General features: G+C 72.6%; 17 protein-coding genes. 5 read left to right on the forward strand and 12 right to left on the reverse strand.

All coding sequences use genetic code 11. The annotated features are described in order from the left end of the window. The first annotated feature begins 205 nt into the window (after positions 1-205). Together JOC24_RS16095 and JOC24_RS16100 are read left to right on the forward strand one after the other, a co-directional pair. Positions 206-2,005, forward strand: a complete 1,800-nt coding sequence (locus JOC24_RS16095; protein ID WP_205020982.1) for an AMP-dependent synthetase/ligase — start codon at positions 206-208, stop codon at positions 2,003-2,005. Positions 2,006-2,150: 145 nt separating this feature from the next. Further along, entirely contained in the window at positions 2,151-2,987 is an 837-nt protein-coding gene (locus JOC24_RS16100; protein ID WP_205020983.1) for an aldo/keto reductase, read from the forward strand. A 123-nt stretch (positions 2,988-3,110) separates the two neighbouring features. On the opposite strand, the gene JOC24_RS16105 is transcribed toward JOC24_RS16100, so the two are convergent. From JOC24_RS16105 to ligA, 6 genes are all read right to left on the reverse strand, one after another. Beyond that, on the reverse strand, positions 3,111-3,416 hold the full coding sequence (locus tag JOC24_RS16105) for a 4a-hydroxytetrahydrobiopterin dehydratase (RefSeq protein WP_205020984.1): 306 nt from the start codon (positions 3,414-3,416) through the stop codon (positions 3,111-3,113). 116 nt (positions 3,417-3,532) lie between these two features. Then, positions 3,533-4,270, reverse strand: a complete 738-nt coding sequence (locus JOC24_RS16110) for a YoaK family protein (RefSeq protein WP_205021188.1) — start codon at positions 4,268-4,270, stop codon at positions 3,533-3,535. 116 nt (positions 4,271-4,386) lie between these two features. Continuing rightward, entirely contained in the window at positions 4,387-6,681 is a 2,295-nt protein-coding gene (gene secD / locus JOC24_RS16115; RefSeq protein WP_205020985.1) for a protein translocase subunit SecD, read from the reverse strand. A 36-nt stretch (positions 6,682-6,717) separates the two neighbouring features. Further along, complete coding sequence (locus tag JOC24_RS16120) at positions 6,718-7,290, reverse strand: hypothetical protein (RefSeq protein ID WP_307792706.1); 573 nt, start codon at positions 7,288-7,290, stop codon at positions 6,718-6,720. Then, positions 7,287-8,087, reverse strand: coding sequence for a rod shape-determining protein (locus JOC24_RS16125; protein ID WP_205020986.1), 801 nt, complete (start codon positions 8,085-8,087; stop codon positions 7,287-7,289). The genes JOC24_RS16120 and JOC24_RS16125 overlap by 4 nt, the downstream gene beginning before the upstream one ends. A 146-nt stretch (positions 8,088-8,233) precedes the next feature. Further along, positions 8,234-10,330 carry an NAD-dependent DNA ligase LigA gene (ligA, locus tag JOC24_RS16130; RefSeq protein WP_205020987.1) on the reverse strand — a complete coding sequence of 699 codons (2,097 nt, stop codon included), beginning with the start codon at positions 10,328-10,330 and terminating at the stop codon, positions 8,234-8,236. 135 nt (positions 10,331-10,465) lie between these two features. Here ligA and JOC24_RS16135 point away from each other — a divergent pair, with 135 nt between their 5' ends. Beyond that, entirely contained in the window at positions 10,466-11,521 is a 1,056-nt protein-coding gene (locus tag JOC24_RS16135) for a LacI family DNA-binding transcriptional regulator (protein ID WP_205020988.1), read from the forward strand. Positions 11,522-11,534: 13 nt separating this feature from the next. Here JOC24_RS16135 and JOC24_RS16140 read toward each other — a convergent pair whose 3' ends face one another. Continuing rightward, positions 11,535-13,814, reverse strand: coding sequence for a phage holin family protein (locus JOC24_RS16140; protein WP_205020989.1), 2,280 nt, complete (start codon positions 13,812-13,814; stop codon positions 11,535-11,537). 102 nt (positions 13,815-13,916) lie between these two features. Next, the gene (locus JOC24_RS16145) at positions 13,917-14,333 is read right to left on the reverse strand and encodes a hypothetical protein (protein ID WP_205021190.1); all 417 of its coding nucleotides are present in this window, start codon (positions 14,331-14,333) and stop codon (positions 13,917-13,919) included. Positions 14,334-14,512: 179 nt separating this feature from the next. On the opposite strand from JOC24_RS16145, the gene JOC24_RS16150 reads away from it, so the two are divergent. Then, a complete protein-coding gene (locus JOC24_RS16150) occupies positions 14,513-15,289 on the forward strand; it encodes an MBL fold metallo-hydrolase (RefSeq protein ID WP_205020990.1) in 777 nt (258 codons plus the stop codon). Beyond that, complete coding sequence (locus tag JOC24_RS16155; protein ID WP_205020991.1) at positions 15,286-15,906, forward strand: DedA family protein; 621 nt, start codon at positions 15,286-15,288, stop codon at positions 15,904-15,906. Before JOC24_RS16150 ends, JOC24_RS16155 begins: the two co-directional genes overlap by 4 nt. 26 nt (positions 15,907-15,932) lie before the next feature. Here the strand turns inward: JOC24_RS16155 and JOC24_RS16160 are convergent, their stop codons facing one another. The 4 genes from JOC24_RS16160 to JOC24_RS16175 form a co-directional block, all read right to left on the reverse strand. Next, positions 15,933-16,958 carry an MBL fold metallo-hydrolase gene (locus tag JOC24_RS16160; RefSeq protein ID WP_205020992.1) on the reverse strand — a complete coding sequence of 342 codons (1,026 nt, stop codon included), beginning with the start codon at positions 16,956-16,958 and terminating at the stop codon, positions 15,933-15,935. A 13-nt stretch (positions 16,959-16,971) separates the two neighbouring features. Continuing rightward, positions 16,972-18,213, reverse strand: a complete 1,242-nt coding sequence (locus JOC24_RS16165; protein ID WP_205020993.1) for an aminotransferase class I/II-fold pyridoxal phosphate-dependent enzyme — start codon at positions 18,211-18,213, stop codon at positions 16,972-16,974. 117 nt (positions 18,214-18,330) lie between these two features. Continuing rightward, positions 18,331-19,179, reverse strand: coding sequence for an SMP-30/gluconolactonase/LRE family protein (locus JOC24_RS16170; RefSeq protein ID WP_205020994.1), 849 nt, complete (start codon positions 19,177-19,179; stop codon positions 18,331-18,333). After that, positions 19,176-19,949, reverse strand: coding sequence for an IclR family transcriptional regulator (locus tag JOC24_RS16175; protein ID WP_205020995.1), 774 nt, complete (start codon positions 19,947-19,949; stop codon positions 19,176-19,178). Before JOC24_RS16175 ends, JOC24_RS16170 begins: the two co-directional genes overlap by 4 nt. Positions 19,950-20,017 lie beyond the last annotated feature (68 nt).

The following is a 20,017-nucleotide window of genomic DNA, read 5'->3' on the forward strand; positions in this document are numbered from 1 at the left end:
GATTCCCGCCCCAGCTACTTACCCCGCGGTCAGAAGTGCGCCCGAGCCTTGCCCATCTGGCCCGATTTCTACGGTTGGCCTGACCAGATGTCACGTTTTCCGGAGACTTCGGACCCTCCCGCCGCCCCTCGCCGTGAGGTAGCGTCGCGGCGCCGTGCGGAGCGCCACAAGGAGCAGGTCATTGCGTGAGTTCACTGTCCCACCCATGGCCGCTGCCCCTCAAGTCGGCGGTCTCGCCGATACCGTCTTCGACTTCGCTGAGGAGGACCCCCATCGGATCGCCATGGGCCGCAAGGACGCGGAGGGGCGATGGCACGACGTGTCCGCCGCCGCGTTCCGTGACCAGGTACTCGCCCTCGCCAAGGGACTGATCGCCCAGGGCGTCCGCTTCGGCGACCGGGTCGCCCTGATGTCCCGTACGCGCTACGAGTGGACCCTGTTCGACTTCGCCCTCTGGACCGTGGGCGCCCAGTCCGTGCCGATCTATCCGACGTCGTCGGCCGAGCAGGTCCTGTGGATGCTGCACGACGCCGAGGTCGCGGCCGTCATGGTCGAGCACGAGGACCACGCCATGACGATCGGCTCGGTGATCGACCGGCTGCCGAACCTGCACCGGCTGTGGCAGCTGGACGCGGACGCGGTGACCGAACTCGTCGACGCCGGGACACTGATCGACGACGAGGTCGTCCACCGGCACCGGCGCGCGGTGACACCCGACTCGGTGGCGACCCTGATCTACACCTCCGGCACCACGGGGCGCCCCAAGGGCTGTGTCATCACCCACGCGAACTTCATGTTCGAGGCCGACACCATGGTCGCCCGCTGGCATCCGGTGTTCCTCTCCAAGCCCGGTGAGGAAACCGCGACGCTGCTCTTCCTGCCGCTGGCCCACGTCTTCGGCCGCATGGTGGAGATCGCGGCTCTGCGCGGCCGGGTGAAGCTGGGGCACCAGCCGGAGCTGTCCGCCAAGGCCCTGATGCCGGACCTCGTGGCATTCCGGCCCACCTTCATCCTGGCGGTGCCTTACATCTTCGAGAAGGTCTTCAACGGCGCCCGGCGCAAGGCGGAGGCCGAGGGCCGCGTCGGGGCGTTCGACAAGGCCGTCGAGATCGCGGTGAAGTACGCGGAGGCGTTGGAGGAACGGGCCTTCGGCACCGGACCGGGGCCGTCCGCCGGCCTGCGGATGCAGCACCAGTTCTTCGACAAGGTCGTCTACCGCAAGGTCCGGGAGGCGATGGGCGGCCGGGTGCGGCATGCCATGTCGGGCGGCTCCGGCATGGCCCGGCGGCTCGGACTGTTCTTCGCGGGTGCGGGCGTCACGGTCTACGAGGGCTACGGACTCACCGAGACGACCGCCGCGGCCACGGCCAATCCGCCCGAGCGCACCCGCTACGGCACCGTCGGCCAGCCGATCCCCGGATCCACCGTGCACATCGCCCGGGACGGCGAGATCTGGGTGCACGGCGCCAACGTGTTCTCCGGATATCTGGGCGACCCCAAGTCCACGGACGCCGTGCTGCACGACGGATGGCTGGCCACCGGCGACCTCGGCGCGCTCGACGAGGACGGCTACCTGACCATCACCGGGCGCAAGAAGGAGATCCTGGTGACCTCCGGGGGCAAGAGCGTGGCCCCGACCGGCCTGGAGGAGCGGGTGCGCGCCCATCCGCTGGTCGCGCAGTGCATCGTCGTCGGCAACGACAGGCCCTACATCGCCGCTCTGGTCACCGTGGACACCGAGTCGGTGGAGCACTGGCTCGCCATGCAGGGCCGTACACCGCTGCCCCCCGCGGACCTGGTGCGCGATCCCGACCTGGAGATGGAGGTGCGCCGCGCGGTCGTCGCCGCCAACACGGCGGTGTCCCAGGCCGAGTCCATCCGGACCTTCCGCATCCTGGCGCACCAGTTCACCGAGGAGCACGGCCTGCTGACCCCTTCGCTCAAGCTGAAGCGGAAGGCGATCGAGACGGCGTACTCGGCGGAGGTGGACGCGCTCTACCGGTGAACCGCCGGGACCGCCGGTTCCGCGCCGGTTCCGCGCCGGTGGAACATTCTTCCGGTTCTGCGGATCCGGGCAGGTGGGAATGGTCGGGCTCCTCCGTACGTTGTCCCGGGGAGTATCAACCAACGACGTAAAGGATCGACTGCTCGTGAGCCAGGTCCCCACCATCACCCTCAACAACGGCCTCGAGATGCCGCAGCTCGGCTTCGGTGTCTGGCAGGTGCCGGACGACGAGGCCACGACGGCCGTCGCCACGGCCCTGGAGGCCGGGTACCGGAGCATCGACACCGCCGCGATCTACGGCAACGAGACGGGCACCGGCAAGGCCGTCGCCTCCTCCGGTGTGGCCCGTGAGGAACTGTTCGTCACCACCAAGCTCTGGAACACCGAGCAGGGTTACGACTCGACGCTGCGCGCGTTCGACGCCTCGCTGGACAAGCTCGGCCTGGACTACGTCGACCTGTACCTGATCCACTGGCCCGTACCGGCCAAGGACGCCTACGTCGACACGTACAAGGCCTTCGAGCGGATCCTCGCCGACGGCCGCGCGAAGGCCATCGGTGTGTCCAACTTCCACCCGGAGCATCTCGAGCGTCTGCTGGGCGAGACCTCGGTGGTCCCCGCGGTCAACCAGATCGAGCTGCACCCCCAGCTCCAGCAGGCCGAGCTGCGCGCCCTCCACGCGGAGCACGGCATCGTGACCGAGGCCTGGTCGCCGCTCGGTTCGGGCAAGGGCCTCCTGGAGGTCCCGACGGTGGCCGCCGTCGCGCACAAGCACGGCCGGACCCCGGCTCAGGCGGTGCTGCGCTGGCACCTGCAGACCGGCCACGTGGTGATCCCCAAGTCCGTGACGCCGTCACGGATCGCGGAGAACATCGACGTCTTCGGTTTCGAACTGGACGCCGACGACCTGGCCGCGTTCGCCGCGCTCGACGAGGGCAAGCGCCTCGGCTCCGACCCGGCGGAGTTCAACCTCGGGGCCTGAACCCCGCGTTCCCCCGGCGCCCCCACCGTAAGCGCGGTGGGGGCGCCGTCGTCTGTGCCGCTCACCCGGACCACCGGCACATCCACGCCTCGGCCGGCGCCGTGATCCCCCTCCCTGCCGTGGCTATTTCGCCCCGTGCCCGGCGGCAACGGCCTCGACGCGTCCGGCGAGCGTGAGGTCCTTCCGGGTGACGGCACCACCCGCGTCGTGCGTGTGCACGGCAAGCGACACGGTGTTGTAGCCCAGCGTCAGATCCGAGTGGTGCCCGAGCTCCTCCTGGATCTGGGCGACGTGCACGGTCAGCCCTGCCGCGGCGAAGTGGGACGGCAGCCGGTAGGTACGGGCGATCCGGTCACCCTGGAGCTGCCAGCCGGGCAGCTCGCGCAGCCCGGCCTCGACGTCGTGTGCGGACAGCGGTTCTGTGGGCATGCGGCTGCTCCTGAACGGTGTGTAGGTGCGGTCGACGGTGCCCGTGACGTTACGGTCCCGGTACGCCGGCTGTCGCGCCTGACACGGGGCGGGTCCGATGCCGGCGGCCGTACGCCTCAGGTCCCCGGCCGCGTCCACGGGGCGTCGCTGCGGGCCAGCAGGGTCGCCGCCGTGCTGACCGCCGCCAGGAGGATCACGGCGAACAGCAGGGGCAGCGCAGGGTGCCCCCGCAGCACGGCGAAGGCTCCGAGGAACGCTCCGGCCAGCATGGCCGCGGCGGAGAGGACGCGCCGCCCGGACCGGCTGCCGGGCCCCTTGGCCAGCCGGCTGTCGGCCATCGCCCCGGTGAGGGTGCGGGTCAGCACGGTCGTGGTGAGGTCGGGTACGGCGAGGGCGCGGACGGCGGCGTTCTGCACGCCGAGCCCCAGGCCCAGGAGCACGATGAGAGTGAAGCGGACGCCCCCGGTGTACGGTCCGCCCGAGACGAGCGTGACGATCATGGCCGCGGTGACGAAGGCGGTCTCGACGAGGAGCGCGTGCTGCAACTGCCGGCCCCGGTGGGCGCGGGCCAGATGGACGGTGATGCCGCCGGTCAGCGCCCCGGCCGCGAACGAGGCGAGCGCCACCGCCGAGGCGAACTTCGAGAAGGTCGGCGCGCCCGCGAGGGCGAAGCCCATGAAGACGACGTTGCCCGTCATGTTGGAGACGAAGACGTGCCCGAGGAGCAGATAGCTGAACGCGTCGACCATGCCGGTGAGCACCGTCAGGACGAGCAGCATCGGCGGCAGCGGCCCGTGCGGCCCGGCCATGTCGGGTACGAGCGTGTCCCGCGCCTCGCGCAGCACCATGGGCATGAGCGGCACGCTCCCCTCACTCGTTGTGATGAGGATTGTGCCGCAGCCCGGCATCCGTGATGTCCGTACGCGCCGGGCAGGACCGCTTTCGCCCTGCCCGGCGCGCCAGGCCCGCGCTACACGCGTGCCCCGTTGTCGAAGGCGTCCCGGCGTGTCCGCCCGGCGGACTTGCCCCGCTTCGGTGCCCGCTTCCTGGCGGGCGGCGGGACCTTGCCGCTCTTCTCGAGAAGGAGCGCCCCCGGTACCGCGGTCATCACCGAGGAGTACGTTCCGACGCAGATGCCGATGAGGAGGGCGAGGGCGAAGTCCACGAGTGAGTCGCCGCCCAGCACCGCGAGCGCGATGAGGATGAACAGGGCTCCCATCCCTGTGTTGACGGTGCGCGGCACGGTCTGCAGTACCGCGCGGTTGGCCACGTCCGCGACGGGGGTGCGCCGGTTCCCGGCCCACAGTTCCCGCACCCGGTCGAAGACCACCACGGAGTCGTTGACCGAGTAGCCGATGACGGTGAGCACGGCGGCCAGGAAGATGCCGTCGACGGGGCGTCCGAGCCAGGCGAAGGCCCCGACCAGAATGATGACGTCGTGCACCAGGGCTCCGACCGAGGCCACGCCGAACGTCCAGCGGAACCGGGCCGCGAGATAGGCGAGCTGCACGAACACGGCCACCCCCAGGGCGATCAGGGCGTTGCGCCGGAGTTCGTCCCCGAGACTGGGACCGATCAGCTCGTCGCTCACCTTGGTGGTCTCGCCGCCCGCCTCGGCCAGGGCGGCGCGCAGGGCGTGCTCCTCGTCGTTGTCGAGCTGCCCCGTGCGTACGGAGAGGTCCTGATCACCCGCGGTGGTGACCTCGGCGTCGTCGAACCCCGCGGCGGCGATCGTGTCGCGGGCGGTGTCGACGTCGACGGGCCGGCTGGTGGAGTACTCCACCAGCCGGCCCCCGGTGAACTCGACGCCCAGGTCGATTCCGCGCACGAGGATGCCGGTCACGGCGACGAGCACGAGCGCGGTGGACATCAACAGCCAGCGGCGCGGCGACCGGAACAACTGGATGTCGCGGGTGTTCAGCCAGGTGCGGACGCGACCGGGCCGCGCGATGCCGTTGACTCCGCGGTAGTCGTTGACGAACCGGGAGCCGGCCGCGATCTCGGTGAGGGCGCGGGCGATGACGAGCGCCGAGAACATCGAGGCCAGCACACCGATGGCGAGCGTGACCCCGAAGCCCTTGACCGGCCCGGAGCCGAGGAAGAAGAGAAGCGCCGCCGCGATGAGGGTGGTGACGTTGGAGTCGGCGACCGCGCTCCACGCGTTTCGGAATCCGGCCGTCAGCGCGGAGCGCAGCGAGCGGCTCGTCCGGCCCGCGTACTCCTCGCGGGCCCGTTCGAAGACAAGGACGTTCGCGTCCACCGCCATACCGATGGCGAGGACGAAGCCGGCGAGTCCCGGCAGGGTCAGGGTGACGCCCAGAGCGACGAGGGTGGCGTAGGAGATCACGCCGTACGCGCCCAGGGCCAGCGCGGCGAGCGCACCGAAGAGCCGGTACACCAAGGTGATGAACAGCGCGGTCGCTGCGGCTCCGATGAGTGCGGCCCGGGCGCTCGCGTCGATGGCGGAGGCACCGAGCGTCGGGCCGACGGTCCGCTGCTCGACGATCTCGACGGGCACGGGCAGCGCGCCGCCCTTGATGAGCAGCGCGAGATCACGTGCTTCATCGGCGCTGAAGGAACCGGTGATCTGGGTGGAACCCGAAGGCAGCCCGGCCTTGCAGCCGACCGACGGATCCACCTGGGGTGAGGAGATGACCTTGCCGTCGAGGACGATCGCGACGCGGCGCCGCTCGTCCCCGGCCGGATGGCAGGCGGCGTCCCCGGTGAGCCGCGTCCATTCCTTGCCCGCGTCCTTGTGGAAGTCGAGCGAGACGGTCCAGCCCGTGCCCTGCTGGGCGTCGAACTGCGCGGTGGCGTCCTTGACCCCGGCACCCGAGAGCCGCTCCGGGCCGAGTGGGAGCGGAGTGCCCTGTTCGTCGGGGAGCGTCTTCCCCTCGTCCTTCTGCGCGGCTTCGGGGCCCTGGACCGCGTGGAAGCCGAGCTGTGCCGTCCTGCCGATGACCTCGGCAGCCTGTCGCGGGTCCTGGACGTCGGGCAGTTCGACGATGATCCGGTCCTCGCCCGAGCGTGTCAGGGTCGGTTCGGAGACGCCGAGGGAGTCGATGCGCTGCCGCAGCACCTCCAGCGTGCGGTCGGTGCTCTCCCGGTCGGCCTTGGCGGTGTTGGAGTCCTTGGCCTGGAGCACCATCCGGGTGCCGCCCTGGAGATCGAGGCCGAGTCTGGGTGACATGGTCAGTGTGACGAACACGGCGGCGAGCAGCACGGCGGCAGCCAGAACCGCTCGCACCGTGGTGGCGCGAGTCATGGGAGTCCCCTCGAGTGGGCGTCGTCCGCCCCGGTCTCAGCGGGGAGGGCGTGACGACAGGTCTGCGGAACAGGACCGGTGGGAGGCCGACTGGCCGGCCTTCACCCCCGGAGGGCCCCGCACACCGGGCAGCGCAGCCCTGATCCGTACGACGACGACCGGCCCGGCACCGGCTGGTCCCGCGATGACACCCCGAGGGGGCGGAAGGCTCTGTGTGCGCGGCGGCAGGGCGCCGTGACCGGGCGGGGGGCAGGGGCACGGGGGGTGCGGGCGATCGGCGCCCGCACGCGGCCCCGGCACGGGAACGGCCTGCGTTGCGGCATCGGCTTCGTGCGCGGCACGCCCGGCGATGTGCGTGGCGGTGTCCGCGGCGTACGTGGCGGCGTCCGCGGCGTACGTGGCGGTGTCCGCGGCGTGCGCTGAGCGGTCGGAGAGTCCGGCGAGGGGCGTGCCCGGCAGCACGGCTCCGGCCGCCGCCGGTGCTCCTCCGAGCAGCGCCAGGACGGCGAGGAGCAGCGCGGCAAGGACGTGCCGCGCCTGGTGCGGCGGTGTGACATGCGGCCCCCGCGGGGACGCGTTCCCCCGGGCCGCCCCCGGGAGGGGGCTCACCTCAGCGAGTCCAGGATCAGCGCCGCGCCCCGCACCACAGCCGTCGACGGGTCGGGGGTGACACGCACCGGGGTGCCGAGACAGCCCGCGATCCGGTCGGTGACGTCACGGCGGAGTGCCCCGCCGCCGGTGAGCACGGGTCCTCGGCGGAGCGCTCCGCGCACCGCGCCGTGCCGGTCTTCACGCCACATGGACGTGATCATATCGAGGACGTTCCCGACGAGTTCCGTCGGCGGTGCCTGCGGTCCGAGATCACTGAGCCCCAGGTCGGCCTGGCGGGCGTCGACGACCGATCCGTCGACGAGCAGGGCGACTTCGGTCAGCTCCGCGCCCATGTCGACGACGAGCACGGGTCCGCCGCCCGGCGGTCCGGCACACGCGGCGACGGCGGCGGCGCTGTTGAGGACCACCGCATCGGACGCGCCGAGCACGGCGAGGAGTTCCCCCGCCAGCGCCCGGTGTTCCGGCCCGGCCAGGACAGGGTGGCTGAGCACGATCACGCTGTCCTGCCGGTGGGGACCCAGCGCGGTGTCGGCGAGACGGTCCAGCAGCCCGGCGCAGAACTCGGCGTCGACGATGCGCCCCCGCCTGACCGGCCGGCGTGCGCCGTCCTCCCGGTCGGCCGGCCCATCGATGACGAGCCCCTGCCCCGGAACCCAGGCACGGGCCCCGGAGCTTCCCAGGTCGATGGCGAGTCCCCTGACGGGGCCGGTCCGCTGCGGCGCCGGCCCGGCAGGTGCCGCCTGCCGCCGGAGGACCGGGCGACCGCGTCGCCGTCCGTCACGCGAAGAACGCATCGGCCCTCACCCTCGGGTCGCCCGCCACAGCCACCGGCACTCACCGAGCCACTGATAGCGAGGCATGATTGACCCCTCACTATGCAATACAAGGCACGGAAAGGCCACTCCCCCGATAATCCCAAGAAGAATGGTCGTGTACGCCCTCACACCTCCAGTGCGAGAAAGGCCTCGACCAGCTCAGCGAACTCCTCGGGCGCGGCGATCCGCACACCCAGGTCCTCGGCCTTGGCCCGCTTGGATCCGGCCTTCTCCCCGGCGACGAGCAGGCTCGTGCGCTTGGAGACGCTGGAGGAGGACTTCCCTCCGGCCCGCTCGATCAGTTCGTTCATCTGGTTGCGCGAGAGCTTCTCCAGGGCCCCGGTCATCGCCCCCGTCACCACGACCGTCATGCCGCCGAGGGGCAGGCCCGTCCCGGCCTGTTCCCCGGCACCCTCCTCGGACGCCGCCCCTGGTTCCGGCGGCGGGGTGGCGCCCGGCTCCGTCATGTTGACCCCGGCCAGCGTCAGCTTGCCGATCAGCGGCGCCAGCTCCTGAAGTTCCCGGACGACCGCCGCCGCCTTCTCCTTGCCGATGCCGTCGACCTGCTGCAACGCCTCCGCGTCGGCGGCGACGATCCGGTCCATCGAGGCGAAGTGGCGCGCGATCCTGCGGGACATGGAGCGGCCCGTACCGCGGACGCCCAGGGCGCAGAAGACGCGGGACAGCGGACGGGACGCGGCTGCCTCGATGGCCGCCAGCAGATTGTCGCTGGAGGTCTCCCCCATCCGTTCCAGGGACAGCAGCCGGTCACGCTCAAGCGTGAAGAGATCGGCGAAGTCCTGGACGAGGCCCGCGTCGACGAGCTGGACGACCCGGCTGGCACCGAGCCCTTCGATGTCGAGCTGATCACGGCCGGCCGCGTAGGAGATGGACGCGACCACGTGGCAGTTGCGGCCACGGGTGCAGCGCCAGCGCTGCTCGCTCATGTCGATCTCCGAGCCGCACTGGGGACACACCTCGGGAAAGGCGACCGGCCGCTCCTCGCCCGTCCGCAGGTGCGCGACGGGTGCCTCGATGCGGGGAATGATGTCGCCCGCCTTGTAGACCATCACGTGATCGCCCAGGCGCAGGTCACGGCGGGTGATGTCGGCCGGATTGTGCAGTGTCGCGTAGCTGACGGTGGATCCGTCGATCTCGACGGGCTCCAGCACGGCCCTCGGCGCGATGATGCCGGTCCTGCCCACGTTCCATTCGACGTCCAGCAGCCGGGTGACCTTCTCCACGGCCGGCAGCTTGTAGGCGATGGCCCAGCGCGGTGCCCGTGTCCCGGACCCCGCGTCGCGCTGGTCGGCCGCCAGGTCCGCCTTGATCACGATTCCGTCGATCCCGAACGGCAGTGAGGCGCGCAGGGCGGCGATGGCCTCCACCCCTGCCTGCACCTCCTCGACCGTGGTGACGGTGCGCGGCGCGACCTCGGTGTCCGCCGCCGTGTGCACGCCGAGCCCGGCGACGTACTCCAGGACCTCGCTGTGCGGGAGTTGGGCCAGGGTGGCCGTCAGCTCACCGGAGTCCGGGAGAGCCAGCGCGCCGTAGGCGAAGAAGGTCATCTCCACGCGGTACGGGCGGTCCTTGGCCCGGAGGGTGCCGGCCGCCCCGTTGCGCGGGTTGGCGAAGGGTGCGGCGCCGTGCTCCGTACGCACCGTGTTGGCCTGCTCGAACTGCTCGTCGGTCATGAGGATCTCGCCGCGCACCTCCAGGGTGACGGGAGCACCGAGCCGGTCGGGCAGGCCGAGCACCGTACCGATCGCGTGCGAGACGTCTTCGCCGGCCGTGCCGTCGCCACGGGTGATGAGCCGGTCGAGGCGGCCCTGCTGATAGCGCGCGGCGACGGCCAGGCCGTCGAGCTTGGGCTCCACGCTCCAGGCGGCGACGGGTCTGCCTATCCGCCGCTCCACGGACGCGGTCCAGGTGACGAACTGCTCCGCGGAGAACACGTTGTCCAGCGAGAGCATCGGAACGGTGTGCGGCACGTCCCCCGACGCCGCCCCGCCCGCGACCTTCCCGGTCGGCGAGGCGTCCAGCACCTCCTGCGGATGCTCCTCCTCGTAGGCCGCGATGCCGCGCACGAGCCGGTCGTACGCGTCGTCGTCGAGCGGGCTCTCACCTGCGGTGTAGTACGCGGCGGCGGCACGCTCGGCCTGCTCCACCGCGGCTGCGTAGGCGGCGGTGTCGGCGGGCACAGCGGCTGAGTTCGTCATCATGACCACCATCCTGCCGCCTGCCACTGACAACGGCCGGGCAGCGGTCCGCCGTCCCGCGGGCACCGGTTACGGGTAAGGCCGCTGACGTGCCGGAACCCTTCGCGTGTCCGCCGTACCACCCGGTATAAAGACAGCATGACTGCCGATGTCTCACCGCCCGTACGCCCCGCCACCTTGGAGGACGTGGCCGCGGTGGCGGGCGTCTCCCGGGCGACCGTGTCCCGTGTGATCAACGGTGCGACCACGGTGGACCCGGCACTGCGGCGGGTCGTCGAGGAGGCGGTGGGCACCACGGGCTACGTCCCCAACCGCGCGGCGCGGGCACTGGTGACGCGGCGGACCGATTCGATCGCCCTGGTGGTGTCGGAGCGTGAACGGCGCCCCGTCGCCGAGCCGTTCATCGGCCGGATGTTCTCCGACCCCCACTTCGGGCGGGTGGTCGGCGGGCTGATGGAGGTGCTGCGCCCCGCCGGGATCCAGATGGTGCTGATGCTGGCCGACGACGAGGCCTCCCGCGATCAGCTGTTGTCGTATCTGCGCAGGGGGCATGTGGACGGGGTGGTGCTGATCTCCTCGCACGCCGACGACCCGCTGCCCGGACTGCTCCATGACACCCGGCTGCCCGCCGTGCTGGCCGGCCGGCCGCGCCGGCCCTCACCGCTCACCTACGTCGAGGCGGACCAGCGGGCCGGGGCACGGATCGCGGCCGCTCATCTGGCGGGCCTGGGACGACGGCGCGTCGGAACGGTCGCGGGCCCGCAGGACATGCCTGCGGGGCAGGTGCGTCTGACCGGCTTCCTGGACGCGCTGCGGGAGCACGGCATCGGGGACGTGGTGACGGCCGAGGGGGACTTCACCCACGCGGGCGGCGCCTCGGCGATGCGGCGGCTGCTGCTCGAACGGCCGGACCTGGACGCGGTGTTCATCGCGTCGGACCTGATGGCGCTGGGGGCGCTGCCCGTGCTTCTGCGGGCGGGCAGGGACGTGCCCGGGGATGTGGCCGTGGTGGGCTTCGACGACAGCAACGCGGCCGTGGCGTGCGATCCTCCACTGACGACCGTGCGTCAGCCGGTGGAGGAGATGGCGGCCGAGATGGCGCGGCTCCTCCTGAAGCAGATCGGCAGTCCTGGCGACGGCCCGGCACCGTCGGTGGTCTTCCGTCCGACGCTGGTACGGCGCGAGTCGGCCTGACGGCGCCAACCGCTCATCCGCGCGTTCCGGGTACGGCGTCGTCGGGGTCCAGGACGGCCTCGTCGGGGTTCCGGGCCGCGCTGGGGGGACCTTCCGCACCGACCGGCCCTTCCTGCTCGTCCCGCCCTTCGCGCCCGTCCGGGAAGGGCTCGTCGACCCGCACCGCACCGCCGAAACCCTCCTGCTGCAGCGGCACCTGGGGGCCGGACAGCTCCCTCAGCCAGCGTGCCAGCACCCGGTGCACCGTCTCGGCGCCCACCGGGCCCGCCGGAGGCGCCACCACCGGACCGGCCGGAGCCTCGCCCCGCGGGGTGTCCGCCGCCACGACGTCGAGGGGGTCCGTGAGCGTCCGCGGCCACAGCAGGAACGGCCGCGACTGTTCGCCGCCGAGCCCGCCGTGCGAACCGATCTGCTCCTCGAAGGCGTGTACCCGACCGGTCCCGGGGTCGTACATCGAATTGATCATGACGTCCGCCACGTGCGGGAAACCGTCGGTGCGCCGCACCGCTTCCGCCGCCCCGGCACCGAACACGGCGATCGGCCCCTCCCCGTCCCTGAGCTCCGCCACGGGCACCTCGACACCGCCCCGGCCCATCACCACCGAGCCGTGCTTCTGGCTCCGCACGAGGAGGAAGCCGACTCCGGGGTGGGAGGCCAGGGTGCCCAGCAGCGCGGGATGGTGGCGGTCGAGCTGCTCGCGCGAGGCCCGCCCCCCGATGTCCGGGAACGACAGCAGCCCCAGATTTCCGGAGGCGAGCACCACGGGGTCGGAGGGCTTGGCCGGGTGCTCCGCCTCGTGCTCCCCGGCGACGGGCCTGTGCAGTGCGATGCGTACGGCGTCGCGGGCCTCCGAAGCGCTGCGGGTGCGCTGCGCCCGGCGGGGCACGGGGAGCCCGCAGCCGGCTCGCACGAGGTCCTTGAGCGTGAGGCCGTAACGCCCCGCGAAGGTCTCCCCCGGGCTCTGGCCGTGGTCGGACAGGAGCACGATCCGGTAGTCGCGCGGGGTGTGGTCGGCGATCTTCAGGATGAGGCCCAGCGAGCGGTCGAGCCGGGTCAGGACCTTCTCCGCGTCCCTGCTGTGCGGCCCGGAGTGGTGGGCGACCTCGTCGTAGGCGACCAGGTCGGCGTAGACCGCGGTGCGTCCCGCGAACATGTCGCCGATCACCGCGGCGACCACCACATCGCGTTCGACGACGGTCGCGAACGCCCTGATGAAGGGGTACAGCCCACCGCGCTTGACCCGGGGTGACTCCTTGCGCACCCGCGCCCGTACGGACTGGCCGATCTCACGGCACACCTCGGCGACGAAGGACAGGGCCGTCCGGACGGCGTTCGCGGGGTCGGAGAAGTAGGCGAAGTAGCCGGCGCGCGAGCGCCTGCCCTTGCCGAGCCTGGCGGCCATCGACAGGACCAGGGCGAGCTGGTCCGCGCCGCCGCTGAAGAGATTGCCGCGGCTCGCACCGTCGACGGTGAGCAGGCCGCCGTCGTGGGTGCGGGCTATGGCCCTTCGCTGCAGTTCGAGGGCGCTCGCCGGTCTGCTGGAGACCATGACGGTGCCGGTCTCCTTCTCGAACCAGCGGAAGGCCGGTACGTCGAAGTTGCTCCCGTGCAGGATGCCGAGCTGGCTGGCTCCCGTCTGGCTGGACCAGTCGGTGGTCCACGGGGTGAGCCGGTGGCCCGCCTCGTCGGCGAGGAGGCCGGCCACGGTCGGCATGAGGCCGTCGGCGGCCGCCTGCTCGAGCACGTCGTGGCCGACCCCGTCGAGCTGGACGAACACGATGCCCGGCGGGCCACCGCGCCCGCCGTCGGCGCTCCGCGGCGTGCCGCTGCGTCTGCGGCGCCGGTCGGCGAGGCGGGAGAGCCTGCGCCGGTAGGCGTCGTCGTCACGGACCGCGAGGGCGGTGGACGTCGCGGAGGCTACGGCGGACATCACGGCCGCGGCGACGACGGCCGTCTCCGGGTTCGCGTCGCCGCGCCCGTCCGGGATGAGCCGCAGCGCGATCAGCAGCAGTGAGCCGTTGAGGAAGAAGACGAGGGCGCCGAGGACCAGGGCCGGCACGATGAGCAGCGCTCTGACGAGCACGGGCCACACCAGGGCGGAGAGCAGACCGAAGGCCCCCGCGCCCCAGGCCGCGGTGAAGGCGGTCCGCGTGACGGTGTCGCCGTCGGCGGCCTGGAGCCGGAAGTCGGGCAGGATCCCCGCGAGCGCCAGCAGCGTGAGTGTGGAGACGGACCACACCGCGACCACGCGTATCAGGGTTCCCCCGGCCCTACGCCATCGACCGTCACTCACGCTGTTCCACCTCACGTCCGGGCCCGGTGTTCGTCACGGGCCCGCGTCAAGCCTGTCACAGCCCTTCGGCGCTTCTTCGAAGCCCCGGGCCCTCTCTGGGGATCAGCAGCCGTCGTATCCTGCGGTCGGCATGGAGAGCCTGCGGTGGACGTCGGCCTTGGTGCGCGCGGTGTAGGCGGGCTCCTCCGGGCCGGCGAATTCCAGCCGCACGCCACGGCGCTCGCACTCCGTCGCGAAGTCCGCCGCCGAGTCGAGCGCCCGCGCGAGCACCCGGTGGTTGGGCGCCAGGAACAGGTCGACCCGCCCGCCCTCGGTGTCCGCCCAGAAGATCCGGTGATCGTGGCGCAGCCCGTGGACCCGGAGCTGGCGGGTGACGACGTGTCCCCGGTCGGCGGCCCAGCGTGCGCACATGGCGTGCTGGCCGCGGGTGTCGACGAGGAACGGGTCGCCGTCGAGCTCCTCCAGCGGTGTGAGACTGGCGATGGCCGCCACCCGTAAGCCTGCGACGACGTCGCCCATGGCCGGATCCCCCCGCGCTCGGATGCTGGACACGACCCTACCCCTGCGGTAGCCCTCCGTAGCGGCCCGTGCGCATGCCGGTCCCGGCGCGAAGGAGCTCTCCGGCGTGGGAAGGGCGCGGAGCGCCTACCCTCGTACGCGTACGGCGATGTCGGGGGCACTGACGAGGAGGCAGGGCGGTGGAGGTCACCTGGTGGGGTCATGCCACCTGCACGATCGAGGACACCGGGGTCAGGGTGCTGACCGACCCGCTGTTCGCACGGCGTTTCGCGCACCTGCGGCGCCGCCGGGGTGACGTCCCGCCACCGGAGGCCGCGGTCGCCGACGCGGTCCTGATCTCGCACCTGCACTCCGACCATCTGCATCTCCCCTCCCTGTCCCGCCTCGCCCCCGGCAGCCTGCTGGTCGTGCCCCGGGGCGCGGTCGGGGCCGTCCCGCGCCTGCGGATGCTGGGCCGGGCGCGCGGGCTGCGCATCCGCGAGGTCGCCGCGGGGGATGTGGTGCGGGTCGGTGAGGTACTGGTCCGCGCGGTTCCGGCCCTGCACGACGGGCGTCGGCTGCCGGTCGGCCCGCACCGGGTGCCCGCTCTCGGATACGTCGTCGAGGGTGAGGCCCGCACCTATTTCGCCGGGGACACCGGGCTGTTCGACGGCATGGCCGACGCCGTGGGGCGGGTGGACGTGGCGCTGCTCCCGGTCGGCGGCTGGGGACCCAATCTGGGCCACCACCACCTGGACGCGGCCCGCGCCGCGCAGGTGCTGACCATGCTGGAGCCGCGGTCCGCCGTGCCGGTGCACTACGGCACGTACTGGCCGATCGGATTGGACGGGATCCGGCCGCACGAGTTCCATGCGCCGGGCGACGAGTTCGTGCGGCAGGCGGCGCGGGTGGCCCCGGAAGTGGCGGTGCACCGTCTGGGGCACGGTGAGCACGTGAGACCGGAGGCCCGTAGGTGATAGAGGAAGTACTGCGGCAGCTGCCGACGGAGTCGACGCAGCAGGCCGTCGGCTACCCGTCGTTGTTCCTGCTCGTGGCGTTGGGGTCGCTGGTGCCGGTGGTGCCGACGGGAGCGCTGGTGAGCACGGCGGCCGTCGTGACGCTCCACCAGACGTCACCGTTCGCCCTGCTCGTGGTGTTCGCCGTGGCGTCGAGCGCGGCGTTCCTCGGGGACATATGCCTGTACTGGCTGGGGCAGCGCGGGGTGCGGTCCAGGAACGGTTCGAAGTGGCTGGAGACGATCACCGGCCGGGCTGCTCCGGAGCGGCTCGCGCAGGCGCAGCAGAAGCTGGACGAGCAGAGCGGGACCGTGCTGGTACTGTCCCGGCTGGTGCCGGCCGGGCGCATACCGGTGATGCTGGCCTGTCTGCTCGGCCGGATGCCACTGCGGCAGTTCGCGCGCGGCGACGTTCCCGCGTGTCTGGCGTGGGCGGCGACGTATCAGCTGATCGGGATCCTGGGTGGCTCGCTGTTTCCGGAGCCGTGGGAGGGCGTGCTCGCGGCGGTCGTGCTGACGCTGCTGATCAGCGGGACGCCGGCGCTCTGGCGGCGGCTGCGGGCCCGCATGGCCGGCTGAGGAGCCGGTGCGCCTGCCGTACACGGTCAGGCGTCCAGGACGCGTGAGCCGCCGACCGGCAGGTCCCAGAGGTCGGCGCGCGGGTATCCGGCCTGCTGCCAGGCCGTGCGGAGCCGGGTCAGCGGTTCGAGGACCGGTTCGGCGGAGAGCAGGAACGTCGCCCAGTGCATCGGGGCCAACGCGCGGGCACCGAGGTCCTCGTACGCCTGGACGGCCTCCTCGGGGTCGGTGTGCACGTCGGAGAGCCACCACCGCGGTTCGTACGCCCCGATCGGGAGCATCGCCAGGTCCAGTCCGGGATAGCGGCGGCCGATCTCCTTGAACCAGTGGCCGTAGCCTGTGTCCCCCGCGAAGTAGAGCCGGCGCCCTCCTCCGTCCCCGATCACCCAGCCGCCCCACAGCGACCGGCAGGTGTCAAGGAGGGTGCGCTTGGACCAGTGGTGGGAGGGCACGAAGTCGAACCGGACGCCGCCGATCTCCGCCGACTCCCACCAGTCGAGCTCGGTGACGCAGCTGAAGCGGCGGCGGCGGCACCAGCGGCCGAGACCGGCGGGGACGAGGAGCGGGGTGTCCCTGGGGAGTCTGCGCAGGGTGGGGGCGTCGAGGTGGTCGTAGTGGTTGTGGCTGATCAGGACCGCGTCGACGGGCGGCAGTTCCTCCCAGGGGACGCCCACGGGGGTGATCCTGGCCGGGGTGCCGAGGATGCGCCTGGACCAGACGGGGTCGGTCAGGACGGTGAGGCCGCCGATGCGGACGATCCAGCTGGCGTGTCCGGCCCAGGTGACGGCCATCGTGCCCGGGCCGGCGACGGGCAGTGGCCGGGGGGCGTACGGCAGCCGGTGAATGCCCCGGAGTCCCTCGGTGTTGGGCCGCAGGGCGCGCTCCCTGGCCAGACGAGTCATGCCCCTGACACCCGGGAGCGGCGCGGTGAGCCGGTCCGCGAAGCTGCGGGGCCAGGTCCGGAGCTCGCCGAGGCGGCGCGGAGCGGCGACAGGGGGGCCGGTGGGCGCGTGGCCGGCTTCGGCGGACGGACGCTCGGTCTGTTCCGTCATCGAGAGGCTCCTGTCATCGGAGTTCATCGAGGGCTGCTGCGAAAATGCTCAGTGCTCGGGCGACGTGGGGCAATTCCAGGGGCTCCACCGCAGTGAGTGACTCCGTCTGCTGCTCCGGGGTTGAGCCGAGCAGTGGCCCGGTGCCGATCCGCACCCGCAGCGCTCCCAGTTCGTCCCCGAACCGGTGGCCGCCGGGGGCGGGGGTGCCGAGACGTTTCGTCAGGTAGTCCTCCAGTTCCATCGAGTCGGTGACGCCCCGGGCGGCCAGCCGGGTGCGCAGCGGACCGAGGTCGGCGTAGAGATGGCGACCTGCCTGCGGCGGCCTGGCCAGGGCGCCCACCGTGAGCACCGCGCGGTGCGCGGCGGAGGCGACGTGGGCCTGGAGGTGTGCCGCCCGCCGGATCCGCTCCCGGACGGCTGCGGGTTCGCCCAGCGCGTGCGCGGCGGCACTCGCGACCGGCTCTGCGACGAGGGCACCGAGAGCGGTGAGGATGTCGAGTACGCGGGCCCGGCGCGCCGCGGCGCGCCCGGTGGCGGGGAAGCGTGCGACGGCCACCGGCCAGGCGGAGGGGGTGAGGGCTCCGGCGAGGTCGGTCAGGACGGTGACGTCGTCGGGGCACATCTCGGCGGGGCTGAGCAGGACGGTGTCGTGGGGCCGGTGCAGGGTGTCGCGCCAGGTCTCGTCGCTCACGATGTGCAGCCCCTCGGAGACCGCGGCCTCACACACCTCGCGCACCAGTTCGGGAGGGGCGAGGGTCGCGGTCGGGTCGTCGGCCACGGAGATCAGGAGCAGCCGGGGCCTGCCGCCCTCGGCCCGCACCCTGCGTACGGTCTCCAGCAGGGCGTACGGGTCCGGGATGCCGCCGCACTCGGCGGGCGTCGGCACGTGGTAGGCGGGCCGGCCCAGCAGCCGCGCCTGCGGCATCCAGGTCGCGGGACATGGCCGGGGCATGAGCACGTCGCCGCCGTACGCGGCGATCAACGCGAGCAGGAGCGGCTGGGCACCCGGGGCCGCCGCGACGTCCTCGGGCCCCCCGTGCAGGCTCCGCCTCTCCCAGTACGCGCAGGCCGCCTGCCGCAGGATCGTTCCGCCACCGGGTGGCTCGGGACGGGGCCGCGCAGCCGAGGCGGCCAGCACGCCGGCGAGCTCGGGCAGCACGGGGAGGCCGGGGTCCGGGGCGGGCGGCCCGTAGCGGACCGGCCCGTGGTCCTCCCCGAGGGGGCGGGGCCGCTGCTTCCCCTCACTCCGGTGCATCCGGGGCCTCCCTCCGCCTGTGTCGCCCTCAGGCCCCTTTATACGGAGGTTCTCGGGGGCCCGCCCCCGCACCGGCCGGGAACCCGGCAGAAATACGTACGGCGTCCCGTCGCCCGCTCATCCCGCGAACGGCGTCCCCGGCAGGCCCTGCCCCGCGTCCGGCAGCACGAGCAGGGAGCCCGACAGCGAGTGGGGCGCGTCGAGGCCCGTGCGTGCGGTGGACACGTAGAGGTCACGGAGGCCCGGTCCGCCGAACGCGCACGCCGTGGGCCGCCTGACCGGCAGCTCCACGACCCGGTCGAGCCGGCCGTCGGGGGTGTAGCGCCGGATCGCCGCGCCGTCCCAGAACGCGACCCACACACAGCCCTCGGCGTCCACCGTCAGCCCGTCCGGCCACCCGTCCCCCTGCTCGACGGCGACGAAGGGACGCCGGTTCAGGGCGCGCTCCCCGTCCACGTCGAACACGTCGACGCGCCGTGTGGGGGTGTCGATGTAGTACATGAGCCGGCCGTCCGGGCTCCAACCGGTGCCGTTGCTGACCGTCACCGCGTCGAGGACCGGACTCACCGTGCCGTCCGGGGCGATCCGGGAGAGGGTGCCTCCTCCCTGGGCCTCGTCGTAACGCATGGTGCCCGCCCAGAGCGCGCCGTCCGGGGCGACGGCCGCGTCGTTGCCCCGCCGTCCGGGGGCTGGGTCGTGGACGAGCCAGGAGAACGCGCCGTCGGCGCCGTACAGGCCCGTGCCGTCCCGCAGGACGACCACGAGGCCGCCGCCCGCCCGTGGTTTCGCCGCCCCGACGTGCTGGCCGGTGACCATGACCGTGCGACGGCCGGTCGACGGGTCGTAGGTGTGGACGCGGGAGGAGAGGATGTCGACCCAGATCAGCCGGCCGGCCGCGGGATCCCAGGTGGGGCCCTCGCCCAGCTCTGCCCGTTCCCGCACGGCCACCTCCGGCGCGGGCCTCATACCTGGGCCCTGTGGTGTCCGAGCCGGCCGGACAGCGCGTCGGCGCCGCCCGCCGCGAGCTGCGCGAGTTCCGCCTCGCGCTCCTCGCTCCAGCGGATCATCGGCACGGAGATGGAGAGTGCGGCGACGACCCGCCCGGACCGGTCCCGGACGGGCGCGGCCACACAGCTGACGTCCGGGTTCGACTCCCGGTGCTCCACCGCTATGCCCCGCTTGCGGACGGCGGCGAGCGCGGCCCGCAGCTCCGCGGCGTCGGTGAGGCTGTTGTCGGTCATGGCGATGAGGTCGCGTCCGTCGAGACGGGCGGCGAGCTCCGCCTCCGGGAGCGCGGCGAGCAGCAGCTTGCCGACGGAGGTGCAGTGGGCGGGCAGCTTGCGGCCCGCGGCGGAGACCATACGGACGGCGTGCGTGGAGTCGACCTTGGCGATGTAGATGACCTCCGTGTCCTCCAGGATCGCCACGTGGACCGTCTCGCCGCAGGTCTCGGCGACCTCACGGGCCACCTGCTGCCCCTCCGCCGCGAGGTCGAGCTGCTCGGCGTAGCGGCTGCCGAGCTGGTAGGTGCGCACGCCCAGCCGGTAGCGGCCCGGCTGTTCGGGGACCGTGACCAGGTAGGACCGTGCGGCGAGCGTGGTGAGGAGTTCGTGGACGGTGGTCCGCGGCAGTTGGAGCTTGCGGGTGACCTCGGGGGCGGAAAGGGTTCCTTCGCCCTGGAGGAAGAGCTCGAGGACATCCAGCGCCCTGGTCACCGCGGGGACGAGTCGTCCCATGATCGCCCGCCTATCTTGTTCGACACTCCGGTCATTGGCCGGAATCACGAACGCAGGCTAACGGCAGG

Source organism: Streptomyces sp. HB132 (assembly GCF_016909575.1).
GTDB lineage: Bacteria > Actinomycetota > Actinomycetes > Streptomycetales > Streptomycetaceae > Streptomyces.